The organism is Mycolicibacterium lacusdiani (assembly GCF_021916785.1).
GTDB lineage: Bacteria > Actinomycetota > Actinomycetes > Mycobacteriales > Mycobacteriaceae > Mycobacterium > Mycobacterium lacusdiani.
This window is the reverse complement of the sequence record NZ_JAKCFC010000001.1, coordinates 455734-481933: the sequence shown is the minus strand read 5'-3', so window position 1 is coordinate 481933 and position 26200 is coordinate 455734. Positions and strand designations below refer to the sequence as shown.

At 67.2% G+C, this 26200-nt stretch carries 23 protein-coding genes; 14 read left to right on the top strand and 9 right to left on the bottom strand.

Going from position 1 to position 26200, the window contains the following annotated elements:
* The first annotated feature begins 24 nt into the window (after nt 1-24).
* From eltD to LOK44_RS02400, 8 genes are read left to right on the top strand one after another with little or no spacing between them, the layout of a single operon-like run.
* Nucleotides 25-1113 (top strand): erythritol/L-threitol dehyrogenase, encoded by a 1089-nt coding sequence (eltD, locus tag LOK44_RS02435; RefSeq protein ID WP_237568465.1) that lies wholly within the window; start codon nt 25-27, stop codon nt 1111-1113.
* A 17-nt stretch (nt 1114-1130) separates the two neighbouring features.
* Nucleotides 1131-2558: an extracellular solute-binding protein gene (locus LOK44_RS02430; protein ID WP_237568464.1), complete on the top strand. Its 1428-nt coding sequence runs from the start codon at nt 1131-1133 to the stop codon at nt 2556-2558.
* Between the two features lie 13 nt (nt 2559-2571).
* Nucleotides 2572-3528, top strand: coding sequence for a carbohydrate ABC transporter permease (locus LOK44_RS02425; RefSeq protein WP_237568462.1), 957 nt, complete (start codon nt 2572-2574; stop codon nt 3526-3528).
* An 18-nt stretch (nt 3529-3546) separates the two neighbouring features.
* Complete coding sequence (locus tag LOK44_RS02420; protein ID WP_372481180.1) at nt 3547-4419, top strand: carbohydrate ABC transporter permease; 873 nt, start codon at nt 3547-3549, stop codon at nt 4417-4419.
* Nucleotides 4419-5549, top strand: coding sequence for an ABC transporter ATP-binding protein (locus LOK44_RS02415; RefSeq protein WP_237568458.1), 1131 nt, complete (start codon nt 4419-4421; stop codon nt 5547-5549). The genes LOK44_RS02420 and LOK44_RS02415 overlap by 1 nt, the downstream gene beginning before the upstream one ends.
* 8 nt (nt 5550-5557) lie before the next feature.
* Nucleotides 5558-6679 (top strand): ABC transporter ATP-binding protein, encoded by a 1122-nt coding sequence (locus LOK44_RS02410; RefSeq protein ID WP_249782947.1) that lies wholly within the window; start codon nt 5558-5560, stop codon nt 6677-6679.
* Nucleotides 6676-8415, top strand: a complete 1740-nt coding sequence (derK, locus tag LOK44_RS02405; protein ID WP_237568454.1) for a D-erythrulose 4-kinase — start codon at nt 6676-6678, stop codon at nt 8413-8415. Before LOK44_RS02410 ends, derK begins: the two co-directional genes overlap by 4 nt.
* Nucleotides 8415-8894 carry a ribose-5-phosphate isomerase gene (locus tag LOK44_RS02400; protein ID WP_237568453.1) on the top strand — a complete coding sequence of 160 codons (480 nt, stop codon included), beginning with the start codon at nt 8415-8417 and terminating at the stop codon, nt 8892-8894. The genes derK and LOK44_RS02400 overlap by 1 nt, the downstream gene beginning before the upstream one ends.
* Here the strand turns inward: LOK44_RS02400 and LOK44_RS02395 are convergent.
* Both LOK44_RS02395 and LOK44_RS02390 read right to left on the bottom strand, forming a co-directional pair.
* Nucleotides 8891-9439, bottom strand: a complete 549-nt coding sequence (locus LOK44_RS02395) for a hypothetical protein (protein ID WP_237568451.1) — start codon at nt 9437-9439, stop codon at nt 8891-8893. The two genes, LOK44_RS02400 and LOK44_RS02395, sit on opposite strands and share 4 nt — an antisense overlap.
* Nucleotides 9440-9667: 228 nt before the next feature.
* Nucleotides 9668-10978: an NAD(P)/FAD-dependent oxidoreductase gene (locus tag LOK44_RS02390; RefSeq protein WP_237568449.1), complete on the bottom strand. Its 1311-nt coding sequence runs from the start codon at nt 10976-10978 to the stop codon at nt 9668-9670.
* Nucleotides 10979-11163: 185 nt separating this feature from the next.
* Between LOK44_RS02390 and LOK44_RS02385 the strand changes: the two genes are divergently transcribed.
* Nucleotides 11164-12000, top strand: coding sequence for an EamA family transporter (locus LOK44_RS02385; protein ID WP_237568940.1), 837 nt, complete (start codon nt 11164-11166; stop codon nt 11998-12000).
* Nucleotides 12001-12004: 4 nt separating this feature from the next.
* Here LOK44_RS02385 and LOK44_RS02380 read toward each other — a convergent pair whose 3' ends face one another.
* The 4 genes from LOK44_RS02380 to LOK44_RS02365 form a co-directional block, all read right to left on the bottom strand.
* Nucleotides 12005-12865 (bottom strand): ABC transporter permease, encoded by an 861-nt coding sequence (locus tag LOK44_RS02380; protein ID WP_237568447.1) that lies wholly within the window; start codon nt 12863-12865, stop codon nt 12005-12007.
* On the bottom strand, nt 12862-13737 hold the full coding sequence (locus tag LOK44_RS02375; protein ID WP_237568445.1) for an ABC transporter permease: 876 nt from the start codon (nt 13735-13737) through the stop codon (nt 12862-12864). The genes LOK44_RS02380 and LOK44_RS02375 overlap by 4 nt, the downstream gene beginning before the upstream one ends.
* Before the next feature lie 3 nt (nt 13738-13740).
* Nucleotides 13741-14949 (bottom strand): polyamine ABC transporter substrate-binding protein, encoded by a 1209-nt coding sequence (locus tag LOK44_RS02370; RefSeq protein WP_237568443.1) that lies wholly within the window; start codon nt 14947-14949, stop codon nt 13741-13743.
* Between the two features lie 62 nt (nt 14950-15011).
* Entirely contained in the window at nt 15012-16226 is a 1215-nt protein-coding gene (locus tag LOK44_RS02365) for an ABC transporter ATP-binding protein (protein ID WP_372481156.1), read from the bottom strand.
* Between the two features lie 235 nt (nt 16227-16461).
* Here LOK44_RS02365 and LOK44_RS02360 point away from each other — a divergent pair, with 235 nt between their 5' ends.
* The 3 genes from LOK44_RS02360 to LOK44_RS02350 are packed head-to-tail and all read left to right on the top strand — an operon-like array spanning nt 16462 to nt 18900.
* Nucleotides 16462-17886, top strand: a complete 1425-nt coding sequence (locus LOK44_RS02360; protein ID WP_237568441.1) for a purine-cytosine permease family protein — start codon at nt 16462-16464, stop codon at nt 17884-17886.
* 46 nt (nt 17887-17932) lie between these two features.
* Complete coding sequence (locus LOK44_RS02355; protein ID WP_237568439.1) at nt 17933-18412, top strand: TspO/MBR family protein; 480 nt, start codon at nt 17933-17935, stop codon at nt 18410-18412.
* A complete protein-coding gene (locus tag LOK44_RS02350) occupies nt 18412-18900 on the top strand; it encodes a phosphate-starvation-inducible PsiE family protein (RefSeq protein ID WP_237568938.1) in 489 nt (162 codons plus the stop codon). The genes LOK44_RS02355 and LOK44_RS02350 overlap by 1 nt, the downstream gene beginning before the upstream one ends.
* A 4-nt stretch (nt 18901-18904) precedes the next feature.
* Here LOK44_RS02350 and LOK44_RS02345 read toward each other — a convergent pair whose 3' ends face one another.
* Both LOK44_RS02345 and LOK44_RS02340 read right to left on the bottom strand, forming a co-directional pair.
* Entirely contained in the window at nt 18905-20092 is a 1188-nt protein-coding gene (locus LOK44_RS02345) for an epoxide hydrolase family protein (protein WP_237568438.1), read from the bottom strand.
* Nucleotides 20076-21599 carry an adenylate/guanylate cyclase domain-containing protein gene (locus tag LOK44_RS02340; protein ID WP_237568436.1) on the bottom strand — a complete coding sequence of 508 codons (1524 nt, stop codon included), beginning with the start codon at nt 21597-21599 and terminating at the stop codon, nt 20076-20078. The genes LOK44_RS02345 and LOK44_RS02340 overlap by 17 nt, the downstream gene beginning before the upstream one ends.
* A gap of 221 nt (nt 21600-21820) precedes the next feature.
* Here LOK44_RS02340 and LOK44_RS02335 point away from each other — a divergent pair, with 221 nt between their 5' ends.
* On the top strand, nt 21821-23032 hold the full coding sequence (locus LOK44_RS02335; RefSeq protein WP_237568434.1) for an acyl-CoA dehydrogenase family protein: 1212 nt from the start codon (nt 21821-21823) through the stop codon (nt 23030-23032).
* Between the two features lie 73 nt (nt 23033-23105).
* Here LOK44_RS02335 and allB read toward each other — a convergent pair whose 3' ends face one another.
* The gene (allB, locus tag LOK44_RS02330) at nt 23106-24464 is read right to left on the bottom strand and encodes an allantoinase AllB (protein WP_237568433.1); all 1359 of its coding nucleotides are present in this window, start codon (nt 24462-24464) and stop codon (nt 23106-23108) included.
* 224 nt (nt 24465-24688) lie between these two features.
* On the opposite strand from allB, the gene LOK44_RS02325 reads away from it, so the two are divergent.
* On the top strand, nt 24689-26194 hold the full coding sequence (locus LOK44_RS02325) for an NCS1 family nucleobase:cation symporter-1 (RefSeq protein WP_237568432.1): 1506 nt from the start codon (nt 24689-24691) through the stop codon (nt 26192-26194).
* Nucleotides 26195-26200: the final 6 nt, after the last annotated feature.

Here is a 26200-nt window from a genome sequence, read left to right as displayed (position 1 = left end):
CCACACGTGCGAAGGAGTGCATCGATGAGTGACCAGATCCCCGAGAAGATGCAGGCCGTCATCTGTCACGGCCCGCACGACTACCGACTCGAGGAGGTCGCCGTCCCGCAGCGCAAGCCGGGGGAGGCGCTCATCAGGGTCGAGGCCGTGGGCATCTGTGCCAGCGACCTGAAGTGCTACCACGGCGCCGCCAAGTTCTGGGGCGACGAAAACCGCCCCGCCTGGGCCGAGACCATGGTGATCCCCGGGCACGAATTCGTCGGTCGGGTAGTCGAACTCGACGACGCGGCCGCCAAGCGCTGGGGCATCGCCGTCGGTGATCGGGTGGTGTCCGAACAGATCGTGCCGTGCTGGGAGTGCCGCTTCTGCAAGCGCGGGCAGTACCACATGTGCCAGCCCCACGACCTCTACGGCTTCAAGCGCCGGACGCCGGGAGCCATGGCGAGCTACATGGTCTATCCCGTCGAGGCGTTGGTGCACAAGGTGTCCGCCGACATCCCGCCGGCGCACGCCGCGTTCGCCGAACCGCTGTCGTGCTCGCTGCACGCCGTGGAACGGGCCCAGATCACGTTCGAGGACACCGTCGTGGTGGCCGGCTGCGGCCCCATCGGCCTCGGCATGGTCGCCGGCGCGCGGGCCAAGAACCCGATGCACGTCATCGCGCTCGACATGGCGCCGGAGAAGCTGGAACTCGCCAAGCTGTGCGGGGCCGACGTCACGATCAACATCGCCGAGGAGGACGTCGAGGCCATCGTCATGGGCCTCACCGACGGATACGGCGCCGACGTCTACCTGGAGGGCACAGGCCATCCGTCGGCTGTTCCACAGGGGCTCAACGCCCTGCGCAAGCTGGGCCGCTACGTGGAGTACGGGGTGTTCGGCAGTGACGTCACCGTCGACTGGAGCATCATCAGCGACGACAAGGAACTCGACGTCCTCGGCGCGCACCTGGGCCCGTACTGCTGGCCCGCGGCGATCAAGATGATCGAATCCGGTGTGCTGCCGATGGATCGGATCTGCACGCATCAACTGCCCCTCACCGACTTCCAGAAGGGCCTGGACCTCGTCGCCAGCGGCAAGGAATCGGTCAAGGTCTCCTTGATCCCGGCGTGAGCGAAGGATTGAATCGAATGAGTCCAGAACACTTCAGAGCCTCACGCCAGCTGTCGCGCCGAAACATGTTGGCCGCGATGGGCCTTGCCGGTGCGGCCGCTGCGACGCTGCCGGTCCTGTCGGCCTGCGGGGTGGGCGGCAGTGCCAGCGCACCCAACGGAGCGGACGCCGTCACCGGCGGCTTCGATTGGCGCAAGGCCGCCGGGTCCACCATCAACGTGCTGCAGACCCCGCACCCGTACCAGGTGTCGTATCAGCCGCTGCTCAAGGAGTTCACCGAACTCACCGGGATCAACGTCAACGTCGACCTGGTGCCCGAGGCGGACTACTTCACCAAGCTGAACACCGAGCTGGCCGGCGGCTCCGGCAAGCACGACGCGTTCATGCTGGGTGCCTACTTCATCTGGCAGTACGGCCCGCCGGGATGGGTCGAGGATCTCTCACCGTGGCTGCAGAACACCGCGGCCACCAGCGCCGAATACGACTTCGAGGACATCTTCGAGGGACTGCGGACCTCCACGCGGTGGGACTTCACGCTGGGCAACCCGCTGGGAACCGGTGGGCAGTGGGCGATTCCGTGGGGCTTCGAGAACAACGTGGTCGCCTACAACAAGCGGATCTTCGACGAGAAGGGCATCACCAAGCTGCCCGACAACCTCGATGACTTCATCCAGCTCGCCGTCGACCTGACCGACCGTTCCGAGAACCGGTACGGACTGTCGACCCGCGGGTCCAAGTCCTGGGCCACCATCCACCCGGGCTTCATGACCCAGTACACGCGCCAGGGCGCGGTCGACTACACCTGGAACGGGTCGGAACTGGTCGCGGAGATGGACAGCGACCAGGCCATCGACTTCACCCGCAAGTGGATCGACCTCCAGCACCAGGCGGGACCCACGTCGTGGACGACCTACGACTACCCCAATGCGACAGGGGATCTCGGCGACGGCAAGGCGATGATGGTGTTCGACGCCGACAGCGCCACGTACCCGAAGAACAAGCCGGGTGCGAGCAAGGAGGCGGGCAACATCGCGTGGTACGCGGGACCCGCCGGGCCGGACGGCAACTACAAGACCAACCTGTGGACGTGGAGCTGGGCGATGAGCGCCAACTCCCGCAACAAGTTGCCTGCCTGGTTGTTCATCCAGTGGGCCACCGGCAAGGACTCGATGAACAAGGCGGTCGAGGGCGGTTCCTACGCCGACCCGGTTCGCCAGTCCGTGTTCGACACCACGTTCAAGCGGGTGGCGGCGGATCAGTTCGGCTATCTCGAGGCGTTCGAGACGGTCATCGGTGAGTCGAAGATCCAGTTCACGCCGCAGAAGAAGTTCTTCGACACCACGCAGAACTGGGCTGTTGCGCTGCAGGACATCTACGGCGGGGACGACGTGGCATCGCGCCTGCGGAGTCTGGCCAAGACCAACACCTCCAAGGTCAACCTCTAGGAGATCTGTACCCATGACCACTCAGACTCCCAAGGCACCGGCCACGTCACCCGACGAGCCGACCACCGAGACGCGCCGCAGGCCGCCCGAGGTACCGAGGTGGCGGCGCAAGCTGCGGCCGTACCTTTTGTCGATCCCGGCCCTCGTCATCGTCATCGGCATCCTCTATCCATTCGCAGTGGGCGCCTACTACGCGTTCCTCAACTACGCCGCGGTGAACCCGGATCCGCACTTCGTATGGTTCCAGAACTTCGGCTCCGTCCTCGGCGACCAGGTGTTCTGGAAGAGCGTCCAGGTCACCGTCACGTTCGCGGTCGCCGCCACGGCGATCGAGACGGCCCTGGGCGTCGGCCTCGCGCTATTGCTCAACCGGTCGTCGATCATCGGCAAGATCTTCGAGAAGGTGTTGATCCTGCCCTTGATGATCGCCCCCGTCATCGCGGGCGTGATCTGGAAGCTGATGTTCAACCCACAGTTCGGCGTGCTCAATCACGTTCTCGGACTGGGCAACACGTTCGACTGGCTGTCGGCGGGCAACGCGCTGTTCTCGGTGATCCTCGTCGACGTCTGGATCTTCACCCCGTTCGTCGCCATCCTGGTGCTCGCCGGCATCCGGTCGCTGCCCAAGGAACCGTTCGAGGCATCCGAGGTCGACGGTGCCAACTGGTTCTACATGTTCCGCAAGCTGATGCTGCCGATGCTGTGGCCCTACATCCTGGTCGCCGTCATCTTCCGGTTCATGGACAACCTCAAGGTGTTCGACCACATCTACGTGCTGACCGCAGGCGGGCCGGGTGTAGCCACCCGAACGCTGCAGATCGGCGCATTCGAGGACTCGATCATCAACCTCGACTACTCGCGCGGCAGCACCTACATGCTGCTGCTCTGGATCATCGTGTTCATCACGGCGCGCTACCTGGTGAGCGTGCTCGGCAAGGCGCAGCGCCGTGCTGCCGGAGCGGAGTCTTAAGACATGGCCTCGAAGTCGATGTTCAGCAGAGCCGAACTGCTTCCCGGGCAGAAGCGGTTGTCGATCGGATCGGTGGCCGCCGACGTCGGCGTCGTCATCTGGTTCGTGTTCTCGTTGTTTCCCATCTTCTGGATGCTGATGCTGGCGTTGAAGAACGCCGAACAGCAGACCACCACGTACTTCCAGTTCAGCCCGACGTGGTCGAACTTCGCCACGGTGCTCTCCGAGAGGGGCACCCAGTTGACGAGCGTCGACTTCAAGGCGTCGATGCTGACCAGCCTGCTCAACTGCGGTGGCGCGGTGATCGTCTCGCTGGTCATCGGCATCCCTGCGGCCTATGCCGCAGGCCGGTGGCAGTACAAGGGCAGCAATGACCTGATGTTCCAGATGCTGTCGTTCCGGTTCGCCCCGGAACTCATGGTCATCGTCCCGCTGTTCGTCATCTACAACCAGATCGGGTTGTTCGACACCAAGGTCGGCATGATCTGGGTGCTGCAGCTGGTGACGATGCCGCTGGTGGTGTGGATCCTGAGGTCGTACTTCCAGGACCTGCCAGAGGATCTCGAACAGGCCGCCCTCCTCGACGGGTACACCCGCAAGCGGGCGTTCCTGATGGTCGCGCTGCCCATCGTGCGGCCCGGCATCGCGGCGGCCGCGCTGCTCGCGTTCATCTTCGCCTGGAACAACTACGTGTTCCCGCTGATCCTCGCCGACAGCAACGCGGGCACGGTGACCGTCGCGATCACCAAGTTCCTCGGCGGCGGCGGGCAGGCCTACTACAACCTCACGGCAGCCGCGGCGCTCATCGCCGCCCTGCCACCACTCATACTCGCGCTCACGATCCAGCGATACCTGGTGCGTGGCCTGTCGTTCGGGGCGGTGAAGGCCTGATGGCCAACGTAAGACTGCAGAACCTGTCCAAGTCGTTCGGCAAGACCCGAGCCGTACGCGACGTGTCCGTCGAAATCGCCGACGGCGAGTTCTTCGTCATCCTCGGTCCCAGTGGCGCGGGCAAGACCACCACGCTGAAGTCGATCGCGGGACTCGTCGACATCGACGCCGGCGAGGTCTCCATCGGCGGGACCGACGTCACGAACGTGGAGCCCTACCACCGCAACGTCGCGATGGCGTTCGAGAGTTACGCGCTGTACCCGCAGAAGACGGTCAGCGAGAACCTGGCGTCGCCGCTGAAGTCCGGTAGGACCGGGACCTACACCGAGGCGCAGCGCACCGAGCGCATCGACCAGGTGACCAGCACGCTGGGAATCAACCACCTGCTCGGCCGCTTCCCGAGGGAGCTGTCGAACGGCCAGCGCCAGCGCGTGGCGCTGGGCCGGGTGCTGGTGCGGCCCGCCGACGTCTACCTGCTCGACGAGCCGCTGAGCCACCTCGACGCAAAGCTGCGTGCGGCGATGCGGGCGGAGCTCAAGCAGCTCGGTGCGATGTCGAACACGACCACCGTCTACGTCACGCACGACTACCAGGAGGCGCTGGCCCTCGGTGACCGCATCGCCGTGATGCGCGGGGGCGAGTTCGTGCAGATCGGTACGCCTGAGGAGATCTGGCGCGCACCGGCCGACACGTTCGTGGCACGGGCGCTCGGCCAGCCCGAGATCAACATGCTCGATGGAGTGGTGGACAACGGCCGAATCAGGCTCGGCGACGGCTCGTTCGACGTCCCGGTGCCGCCGGGCGTCACGGTGGCCGCCGGTGACCGGGTGCGAGTCGGCCTGCGGCCCTGTGACCTACACGTGTCGCCGTCCGGATCCCTGCGCGGCACCGTGCAGCTCGCCGAGCGGCTGGGCCGCAACGTCGAGCTGACGGTGGCCATCGGCGGGGAGCAGCTCATCGTGCTCGCCTCGGGCCGCGAGGGCGTCGGCGAGGGTGCGCCGGTTTCCATGACCGTCGCCGACCACGACGTCCACGTCTTCCGAGCCCTTGGCGATTCGGCGACGACCGCTGGCGATGGCGACACCACCCGGCTGGGTGCACACGACGACGAACTGGAGGCAGCACGGTGACGACGACGATGGAACCACCCGCGACCACCACCGCCCAGAGCCTGACGCTGACCGACCTGGTCAAGACCTACACCGCGCGCGGCCGGGAGAGCTTCGCGGCGGTCAAGGGCATCAACCTCGACATCGCGCCCGGCGAACTGGTTGCGCTGCTGGGTCCGTCGGGGTGTGGGAAGACCACGACGCTGCGCATGATCGCCGGGCTGGAGACGGTGACGAGCGGTTCGATCAAGATCGGTGACCGGGAGGTGTCGCAGCTCCCCGCCGCCAAGCGTGGCATCGGCGTCGGGTTCGAGAGCTATGCGCTGTACCCGCCATTGTCGGTGCGGGATAACCTGCTCTACGGGCTGAAGGCCCGCAAGGTCAAGGGTGCCGAGCAGATGGTGGGGTCCATCAGCGCGCGCCTCGAGATGGACGATCTACTCGAGCTCCGCCCCGCGGGCCTGTCCAGCGGTCAGAAGCAGCGGGTCGCGCTGGCGCGTGCCCTGGTCCGCAACCCACCGGTGCTGCTCCTCGACGAGCCGCTCAGTCACCTCGACGCCGCGGCGCGCCAGCGGGTGCGGCGCGAGCTGAAGATCCTGCAGCGCGAATTCGGTTACACCACGATCGTCGTCACCCACGACCAGGTGGAGGCGTTGTCGCTCGCCGACCGCCTCGCGGTGATGGACGCGGGCGTGGTGCAGCAGTTCGGCACCCCGGACGAGGTGTTCGACGATCCCGCCAATCTGTTCGTCGCACAGTTCGTCGGCGAGCCGGCCATCAACGTCGTCAGCGGCGTGGCGAGGACCTCGGGCGGAACCACTCGCGTCGAGATCGGCACGCGCGCAGGCTCTCTCGAGACGACGGCGACGGACGTGCCCGACGGCACCAACGTCACCGTCGGCGTCAGGCCGCAGGACTGCGTGCTGAGCGCAGACGCCGCGGGTGCGGGTGGCATCTCGGTCACCGTCGCCTACTTCGAGCACCTCCTCGAGTTCGGCCTCGCCACCACCACGGTGGCAGGCATGGAGGAGGGCATCGTCGTGCAGACACCCGCGCAGGACTCCTTCGAGCCGGAACAGCAGGTCGTCGTGACGGCGCCGCCGGAGCGGGTCTACCTGTTCGACACCGATACGGGGCAGCGGCTGCGATGACCAAGCTGTTCAACGATCCCGCCCGCTTCACCGAGGACATGCTCGTCGGGTTCCTCGACGCCAACGCCCGGTACGTCGTCGGCGTGCCCGGCGGCGTGGTGCGCGCCCAGCAGACGCGGCCGGGCAAGGTCGCGGTCGTCATCGGTGGGGGATCGGGGCACTACCCGGCCTTCTGCGGCACCGTCGGCCCGGGTTTCGCCGACGGCGCCGTCGTCGGGAACGTGTTCACTTCGCCGTCGTCCGAGGATGCCGCATCGGTCGCGAGGGCCGCGCACGGTGACGCCGGCGTGCTGCTCACCACCGGCAACTACGCCGGTGACGTCATGAACTTCACCCTGGCGGTGACGCAGTTGCGCAGCGAGGGCATCGAGGCCGAGTACTTCGCCGTCACCGATGACGTGGCCAGCGCACCCAAGGGCGAGGAAGCCAAACGCCGGGGCATCGCAGGCGATTTCACGGTGTTCAAGTGCGCGAGCGCCGCCGCCGAGGCGGGACTGGACCTACCCGGCGTGGTCCGGGTTGCGGAGGCGGCCAATGCGGCGACCAGGACACTGGGCGTCGCGTTCGACGGCTGCACGCTGCCCGGTGCCGACCATCCGTTGTTCACGGTGCCCGAGGGGCAGATGGGCCTCGGGCTCGGCATCCACGGCGAGCCGGGCGTGGCCGACGAGGACATGCCCACCGCGGAGCAGTTGGCGCACACCCTCGTCGACGGCGTGCTCGGCGACTACGCCGACGGAGACTCCAAGCGGATCGCGGTCATCCTGAACGGGCTCGGACGCACCAAGTACGAAGAGCTGTTCGTGGTGTGGGGGACCGTCGCCGAACTCCTGCGCGACCGTGGGTACGAGATCGTCGATCCCGAGGTGGGCGAGTTGGTGACCAGCCTCGACATGGCGGGCTGCTCGCTGACGGTGATGTGGCTCGACGAGGAACTCGAGCGGTACTGGACCGCACCGGCGGACAGCCCGGCGTACCGCAAGGGTGCGGCCGGACCCGCTGAGGGTCGTCAGCGCCTCGACCCGGTGGCCGACTCCGCCGCGCCGTCAGTGGATCTGGCCGGACTCGCCGACGACGACGGCCGCTCCGGCGGCCGGCTGGTGGCGCGTGCGCTCGAGGCGATGGCGGCGATGCTCGCCGACGCGGAGGACGAACTCGGCCGCATCGACGCGGTCGCCGGTGACGGCGACCACGGCCGCGGCATGGTGAAGGGATCGTCGGCGGCCTCGGCTGCCGCAGCTGCCGCCGCTGACGAAGGTGCCGGTCAGGGCTCGGTACTCGCTGCCGCGGGCCGGGAGTGGGCGGCCAAGGCCGGTGGAACGTCGGGCGTGCTGTGGGGAGCGATGCTCGGCGCTCTCGGCGCCCGGCTCGGTGACACCGGACGACCCGACGCGGCGACGGTGGCGGCAGGAATGCGCGACGGGTACGACGCGTTGGTGTCTCTCGGCGGTGCCGCACCCGGTGACAAGACGATGCTGGATGCACTGCTGCCGTTCGTCGAGGAGTTGGAACGGCGCGTGGCCGACGGCGAGTCGTGGCAGGACGGGTGGCGTCGCGCGGCCGACGTCGCGACGAGCGCCGCTCGGGACACCGCAGGCATGCGGCCGAAGGTGGGGCGAGCCCGCCCGCTGGCCGAACGAAGCATCGGGACACCCGATGCGGGAGCGACCTCGCTGGCGATGTGCGCGCACACGGTGGTCGAGAGTTTCGCGACGAGTACCAAGGGAGACAACTGATGAGTGACCAGGGCGGGCTGCGCATCGTCGTCGGTTCCGACGATGCGGGATCGCAGTACAAGGAGGCGCTCAAGAGCGACCTGGAGGCGGACTCGCGCGTCGTCGACGTGATCGACGTCGGCGTGACCGCCGACGAGGACACCGCCTACCCGCACGTCGCCGTCGCGGCGGCGAGGCTGATCGCCGAGGGCAAGGCCGATCGCGCACTCCTGGTGTGCGGCACCGGCCTTGGCGTGGCGATCAGCGCGAACAAGGTGCCGGGCATCCGCGCCGTCACCGCACACGACAGCTACTCGGTCGAGCGGTCGGTGCTGTCGAACAATGCTCAGGTGCTGTGCTTCGGGCAGCGCGTCATCGGACTCGAGTTGGCGCGTCGGCTCGCTGGTGACTGGCTCGGCTACGAGTTCGATCCGCAGAGCGCGTCGGCCGAGAAGGTCGCTGCGATCGGCGGTTACGAGTCGGGCGGCTCGTCCTGCTAGGACAGCCCGGCCAGCTGTAGCGGGTTGGTGGCTGCCGCGGGTGGTATGCCGAAGTTCGGCGGAATGGCACCGGTAGCGGGCAACCCGGCGGGGAGTGCGGCGTTGCTCATGCCCAGCAATTGCATCAGCGGTGCGACGTTGCCGTTGGCGAGTTGCGCCATGGCGCTCGGGCATTGGGATTGAATCACCATGCCTGCGACCGCACCTCCGACCGACGACACCAGCCCGCCGTTGCCACCTGCCGCGAGAGCATTCGACGCGAGGCCGCTGCCGGGCTGCACCAGCAGCGGGCAAAGCGCCTGTCCCACTTGGGCTATGGTGCTGGTGATCATGCCGTTGCCTGCGACGCCCGTACTGCCGAGCACGTCGGTGTACGAACCGCCCACCGGCTCGGCCTGGGCGGGCGAGGACCACGCGACGGCCGCGACCAGGATCGCGCCAGCTATGAGCACCGGACGCAGCACCGCGTCGAAGGCGACGATGACCTTGGCGGTGGTGACGCCGACGCGCCGTCCTCCCCGGCGGTGCACGCTCAGAACGGCCATGTCAGCTCCTCGTCACGCTCAGGTCCCCGGCACTGGCCTTCGGCGGTGGGTAGCGCTGCCACATCAGCCACCGGTTTCACTTCGATAACGATGGACTACTCGTGTCACAGAATGGCCACGGTCGGATAAACGTTCGACTTTCCGCCGTTTCCTTAGCGTGCTCTCACAGTGTCGCGTGTGAAACTGCGCGGCTTTCACGGCCACTGAGCAAATGGGCTGTGCCCGAACTCAATCGGCCTTCGGCATCGGGATGCCCTCGCTGGCGGCGAACTGTGCGTCCTCCTGCGACGACAAACCGATCGACACGACCGAACGGTCGAACACGGCGTCGGTGAGGTAGGCCAGCGAGACCGCCCAGCGGTTGACGAACCTGGGAATCGCGTAGAGGTGGTAGGCCCGGGTGACCACCTTGGCCGGGAAGCCGGACAGCGCGACGTTGAGGGGATTTGCCACCGCGTACCCCGGGCCGAGATCAACCACCAAGCCCATGTTGCGATGCTTGTACAGCTTCTTGGTCCCGTAGCCGAGCGTGGCAGCCACGTTGCGCGCCAACGTCTTTCCCTGGCGGGTCGCGTGTTGCGCGGTGGGCGGGGTGATCTTGCCGGGCTCGGTGAGGTCTGGCACGGCCGCAGCGTCGCCCCCTGCGAAGACGTGGGGATGGCCAGCGACCGACAGATCCGCCTGGACCTTCAACCGGCCGCGCTCCATCTCCAGACCGAGGTCGGCGATCAGTGGTGCTCCGGTGACGCCGGTGACCCATGCGACGGTGCGGGTGTCGATGCGCGAGTCGTCGGTGAGGATGACGTGATCGGCATGGACTTCGTTGAGCGTCATGCCGAGCCGGACGTCGATACCGCGCTCCTGCAGTACGCGCATCGCTGCGGCGCCGAGTCGATCGCCAACCTCCGGCATGACCTGTTCGGCCATGTCGAGCAGGACGAAGCGCACGGCCGTGCGCTCGAAGCCCATCTGGTCGGCGGCCGCGTCGGCCAGTGCCCGCAGCTGCACGGCGAGTTCGGTGCCCGAGTACGACGCGCCGACGATCACGACGGTCCGGCGGGCCTGGGCTCGCTGCGGGTCGTCGTCGATGCCGGCCAGCTCCAGCTGCTCGAGCACGTGGTCGCGTAGATAGAGGGCCTCGGCGGTCGACTTGAGCCCGCGGGCGTGGGTCGCCAGTCCCGGCACGTCGAACAGGCGCGTGACCGATCCGGGAGTGAGCACCAGTCGGTCCCAGGAGTGGTCGCGCCGTCGGCCTTCGGGGTCGGTGTAGGTGAGCGCACGGCCCTCGAGGTCGACGGAGTCGACGCGGCCCCGCACGATCTTCACCCCGCGCAGCGTGTTGGCCAGCGGAATGGTGACGAAGCGTGCGTCGACGACGCCGCCCGCCACGTCGGGCAGCAGCGGTGTGTACAGCATGTAGTCGACCGGCGAGATCATCGTGACGTCCACCGGCGCATCATGTTTGCCGAGGATGCGGACGAGTTTGCGCGCGCATTCGAACCCGGTGAAACCGCTGCCGACGATGACCACTGACGTCATGGACTCCACCCTCCCAGCACGAAGACCCACTACCCCTCTCGCGGGCAGGCGAAACCGCCAACCACCGTCCGCGATTCGTGAACGGTATGTCCGGATAAATCACGTGGACGCGAACGGTCGGCCTCCCGTTCAATGCGAGGGTGACTTCTCAGGGGGCGAGCACCAATGCGCGCACCGGTGCGCTGATGGCCACCGGGTCGATGCTCAGCGTGCAGGTGGGGCTGGCGCTGTCGTTGAGCCTCATCGACCGCATCGGCGTCGAGGGAGCGGCGTGGCTGCGCCTGGCATGGGCCGGCGTCATCCTGCTGATCCTCGTGCGGCCCCGACCGTCGGCGTTCACCAGGTCGGCGTTCTTCACGTGCGTGGCGCTCGGCATCGTCACCGCAGGCGTGACGCTGCTGTTCATGGCGGCCATCGCGCGCATCCCCCTGGGCACCGCGAGCGCGCTGGAGTTCCTCGGTCCGCTGGGTGTCGCCGTGCTCCTCGGCAAGGGCAGGCAGCGTTTCGTGTGGCCGGCCGTCGCCGCCCTTGGCGTGATCCTCCTGACGCAACCGTGGGCGGGCACCGTCGACCTGGTGGGCGTGGCCTTCGCGCTGGCTGCCGCGGTGTGCTGGGCCTGCTACATCCTGTTGACCCAGCGCGTCGGTGACGCGGTCGAGGGCATCAACGGCCTGGCCGTGTCGATGACGGTCGCCGGCGTGTTCGCGACCCTCGTCGTTGGCCACTCCGTACTGCCCCGGGTGACACCCGAGATCCTGCTGATTGGCATCGGATTGGCGTTACTGCTGCCCGTCATCCCGTTCTCGCTCGAGATGCTCTCGCTGCGGCGGCTCACCACCGCGGCGTTCGGCACGCTGATGGCACTCGAACCCGGGTTCGCGATGCTGGTCGGCTTCGTGGTGCTGCACCAGGTGCCGGGACCCGCCGGTCTGGTGGGCATCGCGATGGTCGTGGCGGCCGGCATCGGCGCCGCGCGTAGCGGAGCCCGCACGGTGCCACCGGTGCCTGCCGAAGTCGGCTGAGGACTCAGGTGTCGATGCGCTTGCGCCGGTACAGCGTTCCGACGGCGAGCAGGAGCAGGCTGATCAGCAGGATCGCGGTGGCGAGCACGTTGATCTGCGGCGGTACCGCCGCCTTGACCGCTGCGTTGACGTACAGCGGATACGTCACCGAGGCGCCGCTGACGAAGTAGGTGATGATGAAGTCGTCGAGCGACAGGGCGAATGACAGCATCGCCGCCGCGACGATGCCCGGCACGATCAACGGCAACGTCACCCGGAAGAACGTGCGGAACGGGGTGGCACCCAAGTCCATCGACGCGTCCTCGAGCGTCCAGTCGAAGCCGCGAACCCGCGCCCGCACCGTCATCGCGATGAAGCTCACCTGAAAGGCGATGTGCGCGATGACGATCGTGGTGTACCCCGCGGCCCAGTTCAGGTCGAGGAACAGCGTCAGCAGCGACGCGCCCATCACCACCTCGGGTGCGGTCAGCGGCAGGATCAGGAACGTGTCGACCGCCTTCGATCCGCGAAACCGTTGCCGCACCAAGGCGATGGCGACGAGCGTGCCCAACACCAACGCGATCAGCGTCGACACGGCGGCCACGTTGAGGCTGAGCTTCAGCGCATCGGTCAGCGCCGGGTACTTGAACGGATCGGCCCAGTTCTCGAGCGTGAATCCGCGCCAGGTGTAGTTGAACTTGCCCGTCGGCTTGTTGAACGAGAACAGGATGATGACGAAGATCGGCAGGAAGAGGTACAGCAGCACGAGTCCTGCGACCACCCGTAACAGGTTGTCGCCCAGATTGAGTCGCTGTGCGAGCGTTCGCTTGGGGGTCACGTCGCCGATGTCCTCGTTCGCCGCGGCGATACGGTCTGCAATCGTCATACGAGGTCCTCGGTTCCGAGTGCCCGGGTGTAGAGGAGCACGCCGACCAGGATCAGCGCCATCAGCAGGAAGCTCAGCGCCGCGGCGGCTGGATAGTCCTTGACGACCAGGAACTGTTTCTGAATGACGTTGCCAATCATGGTCGTTTGGGTGCTCCCGAGGTAGTCGGCGTTGATGAAGTCACCCACCGACGGAATGAACACCAGCATGCTGCCGGCCAGCACACCTGGCACCGACAGCGGCAGGACCACCTTGCCGAAGCTGCGCGGCGCCGACGAGTAGAGGTCCTTCGAGGCCTCGAGCAGCCTCGGGTCGATCTTCTCGAGGCTGACGTACAGCGGCAGGATCATGAAGATGATCCAGTTGTAGATCAGGCCGCCGATGACCGCCCACCCGGTGGACAGCAGTCGACCCTCCTCGGGGAGCAGTCCGACGGTTCCCAACGCCTGGACTACCCACCCCTCGTCGGCGAGGATCGTCTTCCAGGCGATGGTGCGGATCAGGAACGTCACGAAGAACGGCAGGATCACGAGTCCGAGGATCAGGTTCTTGTACCTGCCGGCCTTGAACGCGATCACGTAGGCCAATGGGTATGCCAGCAGCAGGCATGCGACCGTGGCGACCCCCGCGTAGGTGAAGGACCGGATGATCTGGTCGTCGTACTGCCGGAACGCGTCGATGAAGTTGCCGAAGTTCCAGTCGAACGTCAACGTCGGCAGGTACACCGATCCGCCCGACGACGACAACGAGGTGCGGCCGAGTGTCACTACCGGCACCACGAAGAAGATGCCGAGATACACCATGGCCGGCAGGATCATCAGGTACGGAGCGATCTTGCTCCGCTGCCTACCGCTGGCCGCGACTCCTGCCATGCCTCAGCCGCCGGTGACAGCGGCGTACAACGTGTTGTACTCCTGCGTCTGCTCGTCGGTCAGCGCCGCCCAGCCCTTGACCTTGTCAAGGATGTCCTGAGGCGGGTTGATCAACGGGTTGTTGGCGATCGCCGGGTCGATCTTGTTGAGTTCGTCGGTCATGTCCGACAGGACGGGCACGTACTGCACGAACGCGACCAGCTTGGCGTAGTTGGCGCGGTCGTAGACGTAGTTGATCCACGTCTCGGCGCCCTTCTGGTTCTGCGTGGTGTACGGGATCACCATCGTGTCCACGAACGTGGTGCCGCCCGACTCGGGGACGATGAACTGCAAGTCCGGGTTGTCGGCCTGCAGCTGCACCACGTCACCCGAATACGCCTGTGCGATGGCGATGTTGCCCGCGGCGAGGTCGTCGGCGTAGTCGTTGCCCGTGAAGCGGCGGATCTGCCCCTTGTCCTTCTGTTCCCGGACGAGGTCGACGGCCTTGGTGATGCTCTCGGTCGTCGGGTCGGTGACCGAACCGCCCTGGGACTGCATGATCATGCCGAGCCCATCCTGGGCGTCGGAGAACAGGCTGACCCTGCCCTTGAACGCAGGGTCCCACAGGTCGTCGATCGTGCGGATGTCGCGACCGGTGGCGGCGCGGTTGTACGCGAGGCCGACGAGGCCGGACATGTAGGGCGCGCTGTACTTGCGGCCGGGGTCGACGCCCGCCTCGAGCAGGTCGGGCCGGATGTTCTGCTTGTTGGGCACGCCGGCGTCGCTGATGTCGTTGAGCCAGCCGAGGGTGTGCAGGCGGACCGCCATGAACGTGGTCGGCACGGCGAGGTCGGCGCCGATGTCCTGCTTGCGCGACAGCGGCTCCTTGACCTTGGCGAACCACTGCTCGTTGTCGTTGAAGTCCTCCTTGTAGTCCACCGTCAGACTGGAGGCGGTTTGGAAGCCCGCGACGAATCCGTCGGCCATGTACAGGGGCCAGTTCGAGATCCGCAGCATGTTGCTCGACGTGCCGGTCGTGTCGCTTCCGCTCGACTCCGAACCCTCGCCCGACGAGGAGCTGTCCGAGCCGCAAGCGGCCAGGAACGACGGTCCGAGGATGGCTGCCGCTGCGGCCGCCGCTCCACCGCCGATGAAGCGCCTGCGGTTGGTGCGGGTGGCGGTCAGCCGGGACATCAGGCGGGGGTCGATGTTGTCGGTGTTTCCAGCGGCCATGGCGGCACTGCCTTTCGTCGGTTGCGGAAGGGGGAGGAGTCTTGTGGACGGTCGCGCATGGCCTAGTCGTCGAGCATTTCCTCGAGGTCCTCGGTGGTGGGGATGTCTGCGGCCGGTAGCACCAGGGCTGCCTCGGCATCCCAGCCGGCGTAGACCCGGTCCCCGGGCCTGACAGCCGGGAGCTTCTGCTCCGCGCCGACGTGGGCGAGGATGATCGAGCCATCGGGTGCCACCACCGACACCCGCATGACCGGACCCTGGAACGTCAGGTCCTGCACGGTTGCCTGCACCGACGCGGCGTCGCCGCCGAGCGGTTCGACCGAGACCCGCACCCGCTCGGGCCGGACCATGACCGTGGCCTGGCCGCCGGTCTCGATCGTCGTCTCGCCTGCCCGGGCGCGCAGCGTGGTGCCGAGCACGGCGACCTCGGCGAAGCGACCGTCGCGGCCGGTCTGGCGACCCGGCCACAGATTCGCCTGCCCGATGAAGTTGGCCACGAACACCGTCGCCGGCGCGTCGTAGATCTCGGTCGGCGATCCGATCTGCTCGACGTTGCCCGCGTTCATGACCGCGATGCGGTCACTCATGGTCAACGCCTCCTCCTGGTCGTGCGTCACGTAGATGAACGTGATGCCGACCTCGCGCTGGATGCGCTTGAGTTCGAACTGCATGGCGTGGCGCAGCTTGAGGTCGAGCGCGCCGAGTGGTTCGTCGAGCAGCAGGGCGCTGGGGTAGTTGACCAGGGCGCGGGCCAGTGCGACGCGCTGCTGCTGGCCGCCGGACAGTTGTGACGGCCTGCGCTTGGCGAAGTCGCCGAGGCGCACGATGTCGAGGATCTCGTCGACGCGCCGCTTGACCTCGGCCTTGTCCTTCTTCATCGATCGCGGCCCGTACGCCACGTTGTCCCACACCGACATGTGCGGGAACAGCGCGTAGTGCTGGAACACCGTGTTGACGTTGCGCTTGTGCGGCGGCACCTTCGACACGTCGGCGCCCTCGAGCCGGATGGCGCCGCTCGTCGGGGTCTCGAATCCGGCGATCATCCGCAGGGTGGTGGTCTTGCCGCATCCCGACGGGCCGAGCATGGAGAAGAACTCGCCAGAGGCGATCGAGAAGTGCGCGTCGGCGACGGCCACGTAGTCCTCGAATCGCTTCGTGACGTGGTCGATCTCGATGACGGGGCGTCCCGTGCCGAGGGCTGCCCCGTCCTCTCCTGTCGTGTGGTCGACGGCTGTGCTGCCTGTGCCGGTCAGATCAGTTCTCCCTCGTGCTCGCACAACGGCTGTCCGCTCAGAGGCCATGGCAGCCCCATCCAGCCCGTGCGCTGTGGGTAAACCTTCACCCATCGGACGTACCTTCGCAACCGTTTCCGCAACGAATTCAGATTTTCACGATGGATTCCCTCACCGCGGGCGTTGCTCAGGCGCAGATTCCGCGCCGGTGCGGCCACGCCCGGAGCGTCGCGGGCCACCGAACGACGGTCGCCGGTTGCCCGCGTGGTCGAATGAGCGCATGCCAGACCCACGTTCCGTAGCGTCGATCGGCGGGGAGGGCTCGAGCGCCCTGAGCGCTGCTCCCTTCCAGGGCCGCAGCCCGACGGCAGCGGGTGACTTCCACGTCGAGACGCACGGCATCGCGCCCGTGGCGACCGACAAGCGGTACGGCAGCCCACGCCGGCTCTTCACCGTCTGGTTCGCACCGCAGGTCAACATGACCGGCGTCTTCACCGGCGCCCTGGCGATCGCGCTCGGGTTGGGGTTCTGGCTCGGCATGCTCGCGATGCTCATCGGCACCGTGCTCGGTTCGCTGGTCGTCGGCTATCTGTCCACCTGGGGACCACGGACCGGGACCGCCCAGTTGCCGACGGCGCGAATGGCGTTCGGCGGCACCGTGGTGGTACCCGCGGCGTTGCAGTGGCTGTCGTCGATCGCGTGGGATGCGCTGGTCGGGTTGTTCGGCGGCGAGGCGCTTTCGGCGCTGCTCGGAATACCGTTCTGGGCCGCGGTGCTGATCGTCCTCGGCGTGCAGGGCGTCGTCGGATTCTTCGGCTACGAGCTGATCCACCGGCTGCAGGCCGTGCTCACCGTGGTGTTGCTCGCGACGTTCGTGGTGTTCGCCGTCAAGCTCGTCGGCGGTCACGACGTGATCGTGCCCGCGACCGTCACCGGCCCCGACCTCGTCGGCGCGTTCATCCTCGAGGTGACGATCGCGTTCAGCCTGTCCGTGTCGTGGGCGAGCTATGCCGCGGACTTCAGCCGCTACCTGCCCGCCGATTCGTCGCGGATGCGGGTGTTCGGCTACACCTTCGCGGGTATCGCCTTGGCCTACACCTTCATTCAGGGCATCGGCGTCGCCGCGGGCGAGTTGGTCTCCGAGCACTCCGTCGAAGGCGTGCAGAGCGTCATGGGCGGGGGAGTGATCGGCGCCCTGGCGCTCGCGGTCATTGCCTTGGCCTCGGTGGGGTCCGGGGTGATGAACGACTACAGCGGCTCGCTGGCCCTGCAGACCCTGGGTGTCCGGGTGCGCAGGCCGGTGTCGGCAGTGGTCGTGACGGTGCTGGCGTTCGGGCTGATCCTGTGGCTGCACGCGGCCGACACCGCGACCCGCTTCCAGGACGTGCTGCTGCTCATCGGGTACTGGATCCCCGGGTTCGTCGCCGTCGTGGTCGTCGACTGGGTCATCCGATCCAGGGGGAGGGCGACGATCGATCCCAGCGTCGAGAGCACGGGGCGCGCCGATGCGATCGCAGCGTTGGTGGCCTTCGTAGTCGCCTATCTCGCGGCGGTGCCGTTCATGAACACCTCGCTGATCCAGGGACCGGTGGCCGTGGCGTGGCATGGCGCCGACATCGCCTACTTCGTCGACTTCGCCGTCGCGCTACTGATCTACGGCGGCTACCGCGTGGCGCGGGGTCGCCCCGCTACTGTTCGGAATTGACGGCCGCGGCCAATCCAGGCGACCGGCCAGATCGAGAGGAACGACCATGCGTCCTGCAACTCTGGCCAAGACGGGTGCCGCCGCGCTGGCGACCGCGGTCGTCGGCGGCCTGGCGAGCCGTCCCGCGCAGTCGGCCTGGTACGCGAGTCTGCGGAAGCCGAGCTTTCAGCCTCCGCGGCAGGCCTTCCCGATCGTCTGGCCGATCCTGTACGCCGACATCGCCGCGGTGTCGGCGAATGCCATCGACTCGCTGACCGAGCAGGGGCGGCGCGACGAGGCGAAGACCTTCGCGGGACTGCTCGCGCTGAACCTCGTTCTCAACGGCAGTTGGTCGTGGTTGTTCTTCAACCAACGCAAGCTGGGCACCTCCGCGATCGCCGCGGGAGCGCTGGCCGCCAGTAGTGCGGACCTCACCCGCAGGGCCGTCGCGGTGAACGGCGCCGCGGCCGCACCGCTGGGTGCGTACCCGCTGTGGTGTGCCTTCGCGACCGCGCTGTCGACGCGGATCTGGATGCTCAACCGGTGATGGCGAAGTCGGAGGGCGAGAACGAGGAAGATCGGCAGCGCGTCGCAGACCGCGTGCTCGGCTGGGTCGAGGACGCGATCTACTGGGCCATCGCCGTCGTCCTCGTGCTGGGCTCGGTGGCGCTGCTCGCGGCACAGTTCAACAAGCTGCTGCACCTCAAGGACACGCCCACCTCGACGCTCACCGTCGAGATCCTCGACGGCCTGCTGCTCATCTTCATCTTCGTGGAGCTGCTCTACGCGGTCCGGGTGAGCCTGCGCTCGCACGAGATCGTCGTCGAGCCCTTCCTCATCGTGGGCATCCTCGCCGCGATCAAGGAGATCGTCGTGCTGTCGGTCGAAGCGGCGACCCTGCTGAGCAAGGGCCCGGAGTTCTCCCGCGCCGCAGTCGAGATCGGCCTCCTCGGCGGTGTGGTCCTGGTGCTGTCGGCGTCGGCGTACATCATGCGTGAACGCAGGAAGGACGGCGGCGTCCAGGCCGAGACCTGACGCGTCAGCGCACCGTCGCGAAGAACGCCCGCACGTCGTCGACGAACAACTCGGGCTGTTCGAAGGCCGCGAAGTGGCCGCCGCGCGGCATCGTCGTCCAGTGCGTGATGGCGTAGTTCGGCTCGCACCACGACCGCGGTGGCGCGCCGATCTCCTTGGGGAACGACGCGACGCCCGTCGGTAACTCGACGCGGCTGAAGGATCCGAACGACGCCATGCTCTCCCAGTACAGCCGGGCCGAGGACGCGCCAGTGCCGGTGACCCAGTAGAGCATCACGTTGTCGAGCATCTCGTCGCGGCTCAACGCGTTCTCGGGGTGGCCGTCGCAGTCGGTCCACGACCAGAACTTCTCGACGATCCATGCCAGTTGCGCGGCGGGGGAGTCGACGAGGCCGTAGCCGACGGTCTGCGGTCGGGTGGCCTGCTGCTTGAAGTAGCCGCTGTCCCACTGCCGGTAGTAGTTCATGCCCGCGAGCGCGGCCTTGTCTTCGTCGGTCGGGTTGGTCTTGGCCTCTTCGGTGGGCCCGGCGATCGGGAAGTTGGTGTGGATGGCGCAGCAGTGCCCGACGTTGCGGCCGATCTGTGCGGTGACGGCGCCACCCCAGTCGCCGCCCTGTGCGCCGTAGCGGTCGTAGCCGAGCCGGACCATCAGCGTCTCCCAGGCCCTGGCGATCCGGTCGACGTTCCAACCGGTGGCCGTAGGCTTGCCCGAGAACCCGTAGCCCGGCAGCGATGGACACACCACGTGGAAGGCGTCTTCGGCGCGACCGCCGTGTGCGGTCGGGTCGGTCAGGGGCTCGACGACCTTCGCGAATTCGACGACTGATCCGGGCCACCCGTGGGTGATGACGATCGGGAAGGCGTCGGGATGGGGCGAGCGCTGGTGGATGAAGTGCACGTCGAGGCCATCGATCTCGGTGACGAACTGGTCGAAGCGGTTGAGCGCGGTTTCGCGTTCCCGCCAGTCGTATTCGTTGGCCCAGTAGGCGGCCAGCTCCTGGGCATACGCCAGGGGGATGCCCTGGCTCCAATCGAGTTCGTCGCCGGATCCCACGGCCTCGGGTTCTGGCCACCGCGTGTGGGTCAGCCGCTGTCGCAGATCGGTGAGCACGTCGTCGGGTACGTCGATGCGGAACGGGGTGACGCGGTCGGGGTGGTCTGCGTTGTTGGGGCCGTCATTGTCGGGTGCCATGCACCACATTGTGGTCGCGTGGCACCGAGATCCGGGTGGGTTCCGATCGACCGCGCAGCAGGACCGGGTCGCGGGAGTCCCAGTGGGATCGTTCGTCGGCGTCAGCGCGGTCCAGTGCGGCACCCGAGGCCAACGTCCGGCTGACGATCTGCTTGGCGGCGTCGGCCAGTCGTGCGGCCTCGTTCACCGGATCGCCGATCACCGTGTATTCGTAGCGGTTCTCGGCGCCGATGTTGCCCGCGAACACCGGGCCTGCCGACACGCCGATGCCGAAGTCGACGACCGGCAGCGTGCGCAACTGCTCGGCGAGGGCGCGGGCGGTGTGCAACGCCGCCGTGGCCGCACCGTCGGTGGCCACCGGGGCGCCGAACACCGCGAGTGCGGCGTCGCCCTGGAACTTGTTGATGAGGCCGCCGCGTTCGTCGACGGCCGCGACGACGATGCGGAAGAAGTCGTTGAGCACGTCGGCGACTTCGCGTGGGGAGCGGTGCGCCGGCAATTGGGTGGAGCCGGCCAGGTCGATGAACAGCACCGCGACGTCGCGTACTTCACCGGGTGCGGCACCGTCGGACTCGGCGAGCCGGGCGACGTCGGAGCCGACGTGGCGGCCGAACAGGTCGCGGAGCCGGTCGCGTTCGAGCAGACCCGCGACCATGCGGTTGAAGCCGTTCTGCAGCCGGCCGATCTCGGACTGCTCGTAGACGTCGACGGTGCGGCCGATGTCACCGCGCTCGACCTCGGCCATCGCCGCGACGACGTCGTTGAGCGGATCGGAGATCGAGCGCGACACCAGGATCAGCGACCGGATCCCGAGACCCACCGACACCGCCGACAGCACGACGACGGGAATCACCAGCGACGCGCTGCGAGGGATGAACCAGCCCTGGGAATGGAACACGACGAGCAGCGCGATCGCGAGACTCGGAAGCGCAGACGTCACCAGCCACATGAGGACCAGCCGGGCGACCACGCCCGGCGCGGTCGCGCGACTGACGAAGTCCTTGCTCGCCGCCGCGACGATCGGTCGCACGACGCGCAGCGTGAACAGCAGACCGGAGCTGACGCTCGAGATCGCCCCGAACAGCATCGCCATGACCAGCAGCACGGTCGGTCCCAGGCCGGCATCGACGTTGCCCGCCACCACTACGAGCGTGCACACCACCCAGATGCCCAGGAGGATCGCGGTCTGGCGGCGCACCAGGTTGATGGCGTGCTTGCGTTGCGCGGCATCGGGTTCGACGCCCCCGGGGTACCAGCGCAGCGACGGCGCGATGCTCCAGTATCCGCCGATGGCGGTGCCAAGGACTCCGAACGCGATGAGCGCGACGGGGACGGCGAGCCGCGGTGGCGTCAGTGCGGTGTTCGCGCCGAGGGACTGCCCGCCGAGGGAGACGGCGACGGCAGCGACCTCGACGGCCGTGATCAGTTGGGCATACGTCAGGCCGAGGACGTAGCGCGTTCCGATGCTCCGCGCGGTCCGCGGGGCCCTGCGCTGAGCGTTCGGCATCCTTGGCGGCGTTCCTGTCGTGGGCCGGGATCGGCGGGTTCGGCTGTGGTGGTAACGCTCCCACAGTCGCGCCGACTGCGGCGTTCGTTTCCGGCCGGGGCACCGGTTGGCCGAGACGTGCTCGCAGTGTACATTCGTTCACTGAACCGCGACGCGGTTGCTCGTTTCATCGCGCCGCCACCGGCCGCATGGCCGTCGAATCATCGAAAGGACCTGTCGCCATGACGTTCTCCCTGGAGCTTTCCGAAGACGTCGTCGACGTCCGGGACTGGGTTCACGACTTCGCTGCACAGATCGTCCGGCCTGCGGCTGCGGAGTGGGACGAGCGCGAGGAGACGCCGTGGCCGATCATCCAGGAGGCGGCGAAGGTCGGTCTCTACTCGATGGACCTCTTCGCGACCCAGGCCGCGGAGCCCAGCGGCCTCGGCATGCTGACGGTATTCGAGGAGATGTTCTGGGGTGACGCGGGAATCGGGCTCTCGATCCTCGGCACCGGTCTGGCGGCGGCGTCGCTCGCGGCCACCGGTACCGCCGAGCAACTCGGCGAGTGGCTGCCCCAGATGTTCGGCACGGTCGACGAACCGCTGCTGGGTTCGTTCTGTGCCTCGGAGCCGGGCGCGGGATCGGACGTCTCGGCCATCATCACGCGGGCCCGGTACGACCAGGCGACCGACGAATGGGTCATCAACGGCACCAAGACGTGGGCGACCAACGGCGGCATCGCCAACGTGCACATCGTGGTCGCATCGGTCGAGCCCGACCTCGGTTCGCGCGGCCAGGCGACGTTCATCATCCCGCCCGGCACGAAGGGCTTCAGCCAGGGCCAGAAGTTCAAGAAGCACGGCATCCGCGCCTCGCACACCGCCGAGGTCGTGCTCGACGACGTGCGGCTCCCGGGCCGGCTGATCATCGGCGGCAAGGACAAGTTCGACGAGCGCATCGCCCGCTCCCGCGAGGGCAAGCGCTCGGCGGGCCAGGCGGCGATGAAGACGTTCGAGCGCACCCGTCCCACGGTCGGCGCGATGGCGCTCGGCGTCGCGCGGGCGGCCTACGAGTACGCCCTCGAATACGCCCAGCAGCGCGAGCAATTCGGTCGCAAGATCGGTGACTTCCAGGCCATCGCGTTCAAGCTCGCGGACATGAAGGCCCGCATCGACAGTGCCCGGCTCCTGGTGTGGCGTGCGGGCTGGATGGCGCGCAACGACCTGCCGTTCACCAACGCCGAGGGATCGATGGCCAAGCTGATCGCCAGCGAGACGGCCGTGTACGTCACCGACGAGGCGATCCAGATCCTCGGCGGCAACGGCTACACCCGCGACTACCCGGTCGAGCGCATGCACCGCGACGCCAAGATCTTCACGATCTTCGAGGGCACCAGCGAGATTCAGCGTCTGGTGATGGCCCGCGCGATCACCGGCCTCCCCCTGAAGTAGCCGCGGGCGCGATTCGTGGAACATTCCCTGCGCTCACCGCAGGAAATACTCCACGAATCGCAGATAGGTGGCGCTACACGCCGCCGCGGCGCAGCATCCGGCCCTGCGGGGTCGTGAAGTCGATCTTCTTGCCGCGCAACCACGTACTCGTCACGACACCGGCGAGTGCGCGCCCGTCGTACGGGCTGATCGGGTTCTTGTGGTGCAGCTTGTGCACGTCGACGACCTGGGCGGACTCGGGCTCGAAGATCGCGAAGTCGGCGTCGTAGCCCAGCGCGATCTTGCCCTTGTTGTTCAATCCGGCGAGCGCGGCGGGCTTGGCCGCCATCCACTCGATGACCTGCGTCAATTTCACACCGCGACGCTTGGCCTCGGTCCAGATCAATGACAGGCCGAGCTGCAGCGACGCGACGCCGCCCCATGCGACGCCGAAGTCGCCGTTTTCGACGTCCTTCAGGTCGACCGTCGAGGGGGAGTGGTCGGACACGATGCAGTCGATCGTGCCGTCGAGCAGGCCCTGCCACAGAAGCTCCCGATTGGACGCCTCACGGATCGGTGGACAGCACTTGAACGCCGTTGCGCCGTTGGGGATCTCCTCGGCGAGCAGCGTCAGGTAGTGCGGGCACGTCTCGACGGTGATCTTGACGCCGTCGCGCTTCGCGGTCGCGAGCATGGGCAGAGCGTCCGACGACGACAGGTGCAGGATGTGCGCACGGACGCCGGTCCATCGAGCGCGTTCGATGACCTCGGCGATCGCCACGTTCTCGGCGCCGCGCGGCCGTGACGCGAGGAAGCGCTCGTACCGGTCGCCCTCGGCCGAGGGGGCTCGGTCGATGGCGCGGGAGTCCTCGGCGTGCACGATCATCATGGAGTCGAAGCCGGCGAGCACGGCCATGTCCTTCTCCATCTCGTCGGCGTCGAGATGCGGGAACTCGTCGACGCCGGAGTGCAGCAGGAAGCACTTGAAGCCGAAGACGCCATCGTCGTGCAGACCGCGCAGATCGCCGGTGTTGCCGGGAATCGCGCCGCCCCAGAAGCCGACGTCGATGTGCGTCTTGCCCGATGCCGCCGCGCGCTTGGCGTCGAGGGCTTCGACGTTGACCGTTGGCGGGATCGAGTTGAGCGGCATGTCGATCAGCGTGGTCACGCCGCCCGCCGCCGCTGCGCGGGTAGCGGAGTCGAACCCCTCCCACTCGGTGCGGCCCGGCTCGTTGACGTGCACGTGGGTATCGACCAAGCCGGGAATCATCACCTGCTCGTCGGTGAGTTCGACGACCTCCGTGCCGGTGAGACCGCTCCCGAGCGGCTCGATCGCGACGACGCGACCGTCGCGGATGCCGATCTCGCGGGCGACGATTCCCGCCGTCGTCAGCATGCGTTCGCCGCGGACCACCAGGTCGAAACCGGATTGGTCGGGGGTGTCGGCGGTCATCGGCGGTTCTCCATTGCTTCGAGAAGAATTCCTCATCGTGGAACTGAAACTCCATTCCTGGGCGACTCTAGATGTGAGCGTCGACACAGTCAATCGCGGCCGAAGCCTTGACACGCGCTGTCGCGATACGACTTACTTATCGGATCCGTGGAATATTACTTCCACACCGTGGAATCTTTGCGGCGGCGCTGAGCGTCGGCGCTCCGACCGTGACAGGCGTATCCATGAGCACAGAGTCCACCGGTGTCATCGGCGATCCCAGTCGTGACGATGCAACACCGTTCGCCGACGTCAGTCCGTCCCTGTACAACCCCGAACTCGCTCCCACCAAGCGCGAGGGTCGACGGTGGAGCGCGTACAACATCTTCACCCTGTGGGCGAACGACGTACACAGCCTGGGCAACTATTCGTTTGCCATCGGGCTGTTCGCCCTCGGCCTCGGTGGGTGGCAGATCCTGTTGGCGCTCGGCCTAGGTGGCGTCTTCCTCTTCCTGCTGCTCAACCTGTCCGGGTTCATGGGGGAGAAGACCGGCGTCCCGTTCCCGGTGATGAGCCGCATCTCGTTCGGCACCCGCGGTGCGCAGATCCCCGGCCTCATCCGCGGCGCGATCGCGATCGCCTGGTTCGGGATTCAGACCTACCTCGCGTCCGTGGTGCTGCGCATCATGATCATCGCGCTCGTACCGTCGGCCGAAACCCTCGACTCGAACAGCTTCCTGGGGTTGTCGACGCTCGGCTGGATCTCGTTCATCGTGCTGTGGGTCATCCAGGTGATCATCGTCAGCTACGGCATGGAGATGATCCGCAGGTACGAGGCATTCGCCGGTCCGGTCATCCTGTTCACGATGATCGCGCTCGCGGTCTGGATGCTCAGCAACGCCGACTGGACCATCGCGTGGACGACGCCTGACTCGCTGACCGGCCTCGACATGTGGCTGCAGATCATCGGCGGCGCCAGCCTGTGGGTCGCGATCTACGGCACGTTCGTCCTCAACTTCTGCGACTTCACCCGAAACGCGACGTCGAAGCGGGCCATCGTGAAGGGCAACTTCTGGGGCATCCCGCTCAACATGCTGGTGTTCGGCGCCATCGTCATCGTCCTTGCCGGCGCCCAATTCCGCATCGACGGACGCATCATCGAAGCGCCAGCCGACATCGTGCAAGAAGTGCCGAACACCCTGCTGCTGGTGCTCGCGGCACTGGCGCTGCTGATCTTGACCGTCGCCGTGAACCTGATGGCGAACTTCGTCGCCCCGATCTATGCGCTCAACAACCTGTTCCCGAAGCAGCTGAACTTCCGTCGCGCAGCGTTCATCTCGGCCGTCATCGGCCTGGTGATCCTGCCGTGGAACCTGTACAACTCGCCCGCGGTGATCAACTACTTCCTCGGTGGGCTGGGTGCCATTCTCGGGCCGCTGTTCGGCATCATCATGGCCGACTACTGGCTGGTGCGTCGTTCCCAGATCAACGTTCCAGCCCTGTTCACCACCGATGCGAAGTCCGAGTACCATTACGCGAACGGCGTCAACGTGCGTGCCGTGGTCGCACTCGTCATCACGGCGGTGGCGGCACTGCTGATGGCGTTCGTTCCGGCGTTCAAGGTCGTCTCCGAGTTCTCCTGGTTCATCGGCGCAGGACTGGGTGCGATCGTGTACCTCGTGGTCGCCGACCGACGGGGACCGTTCAACGACGTCTCCGGCGAGCCCATCGCCGTGGCGAGCACGCACTAGTAGGGA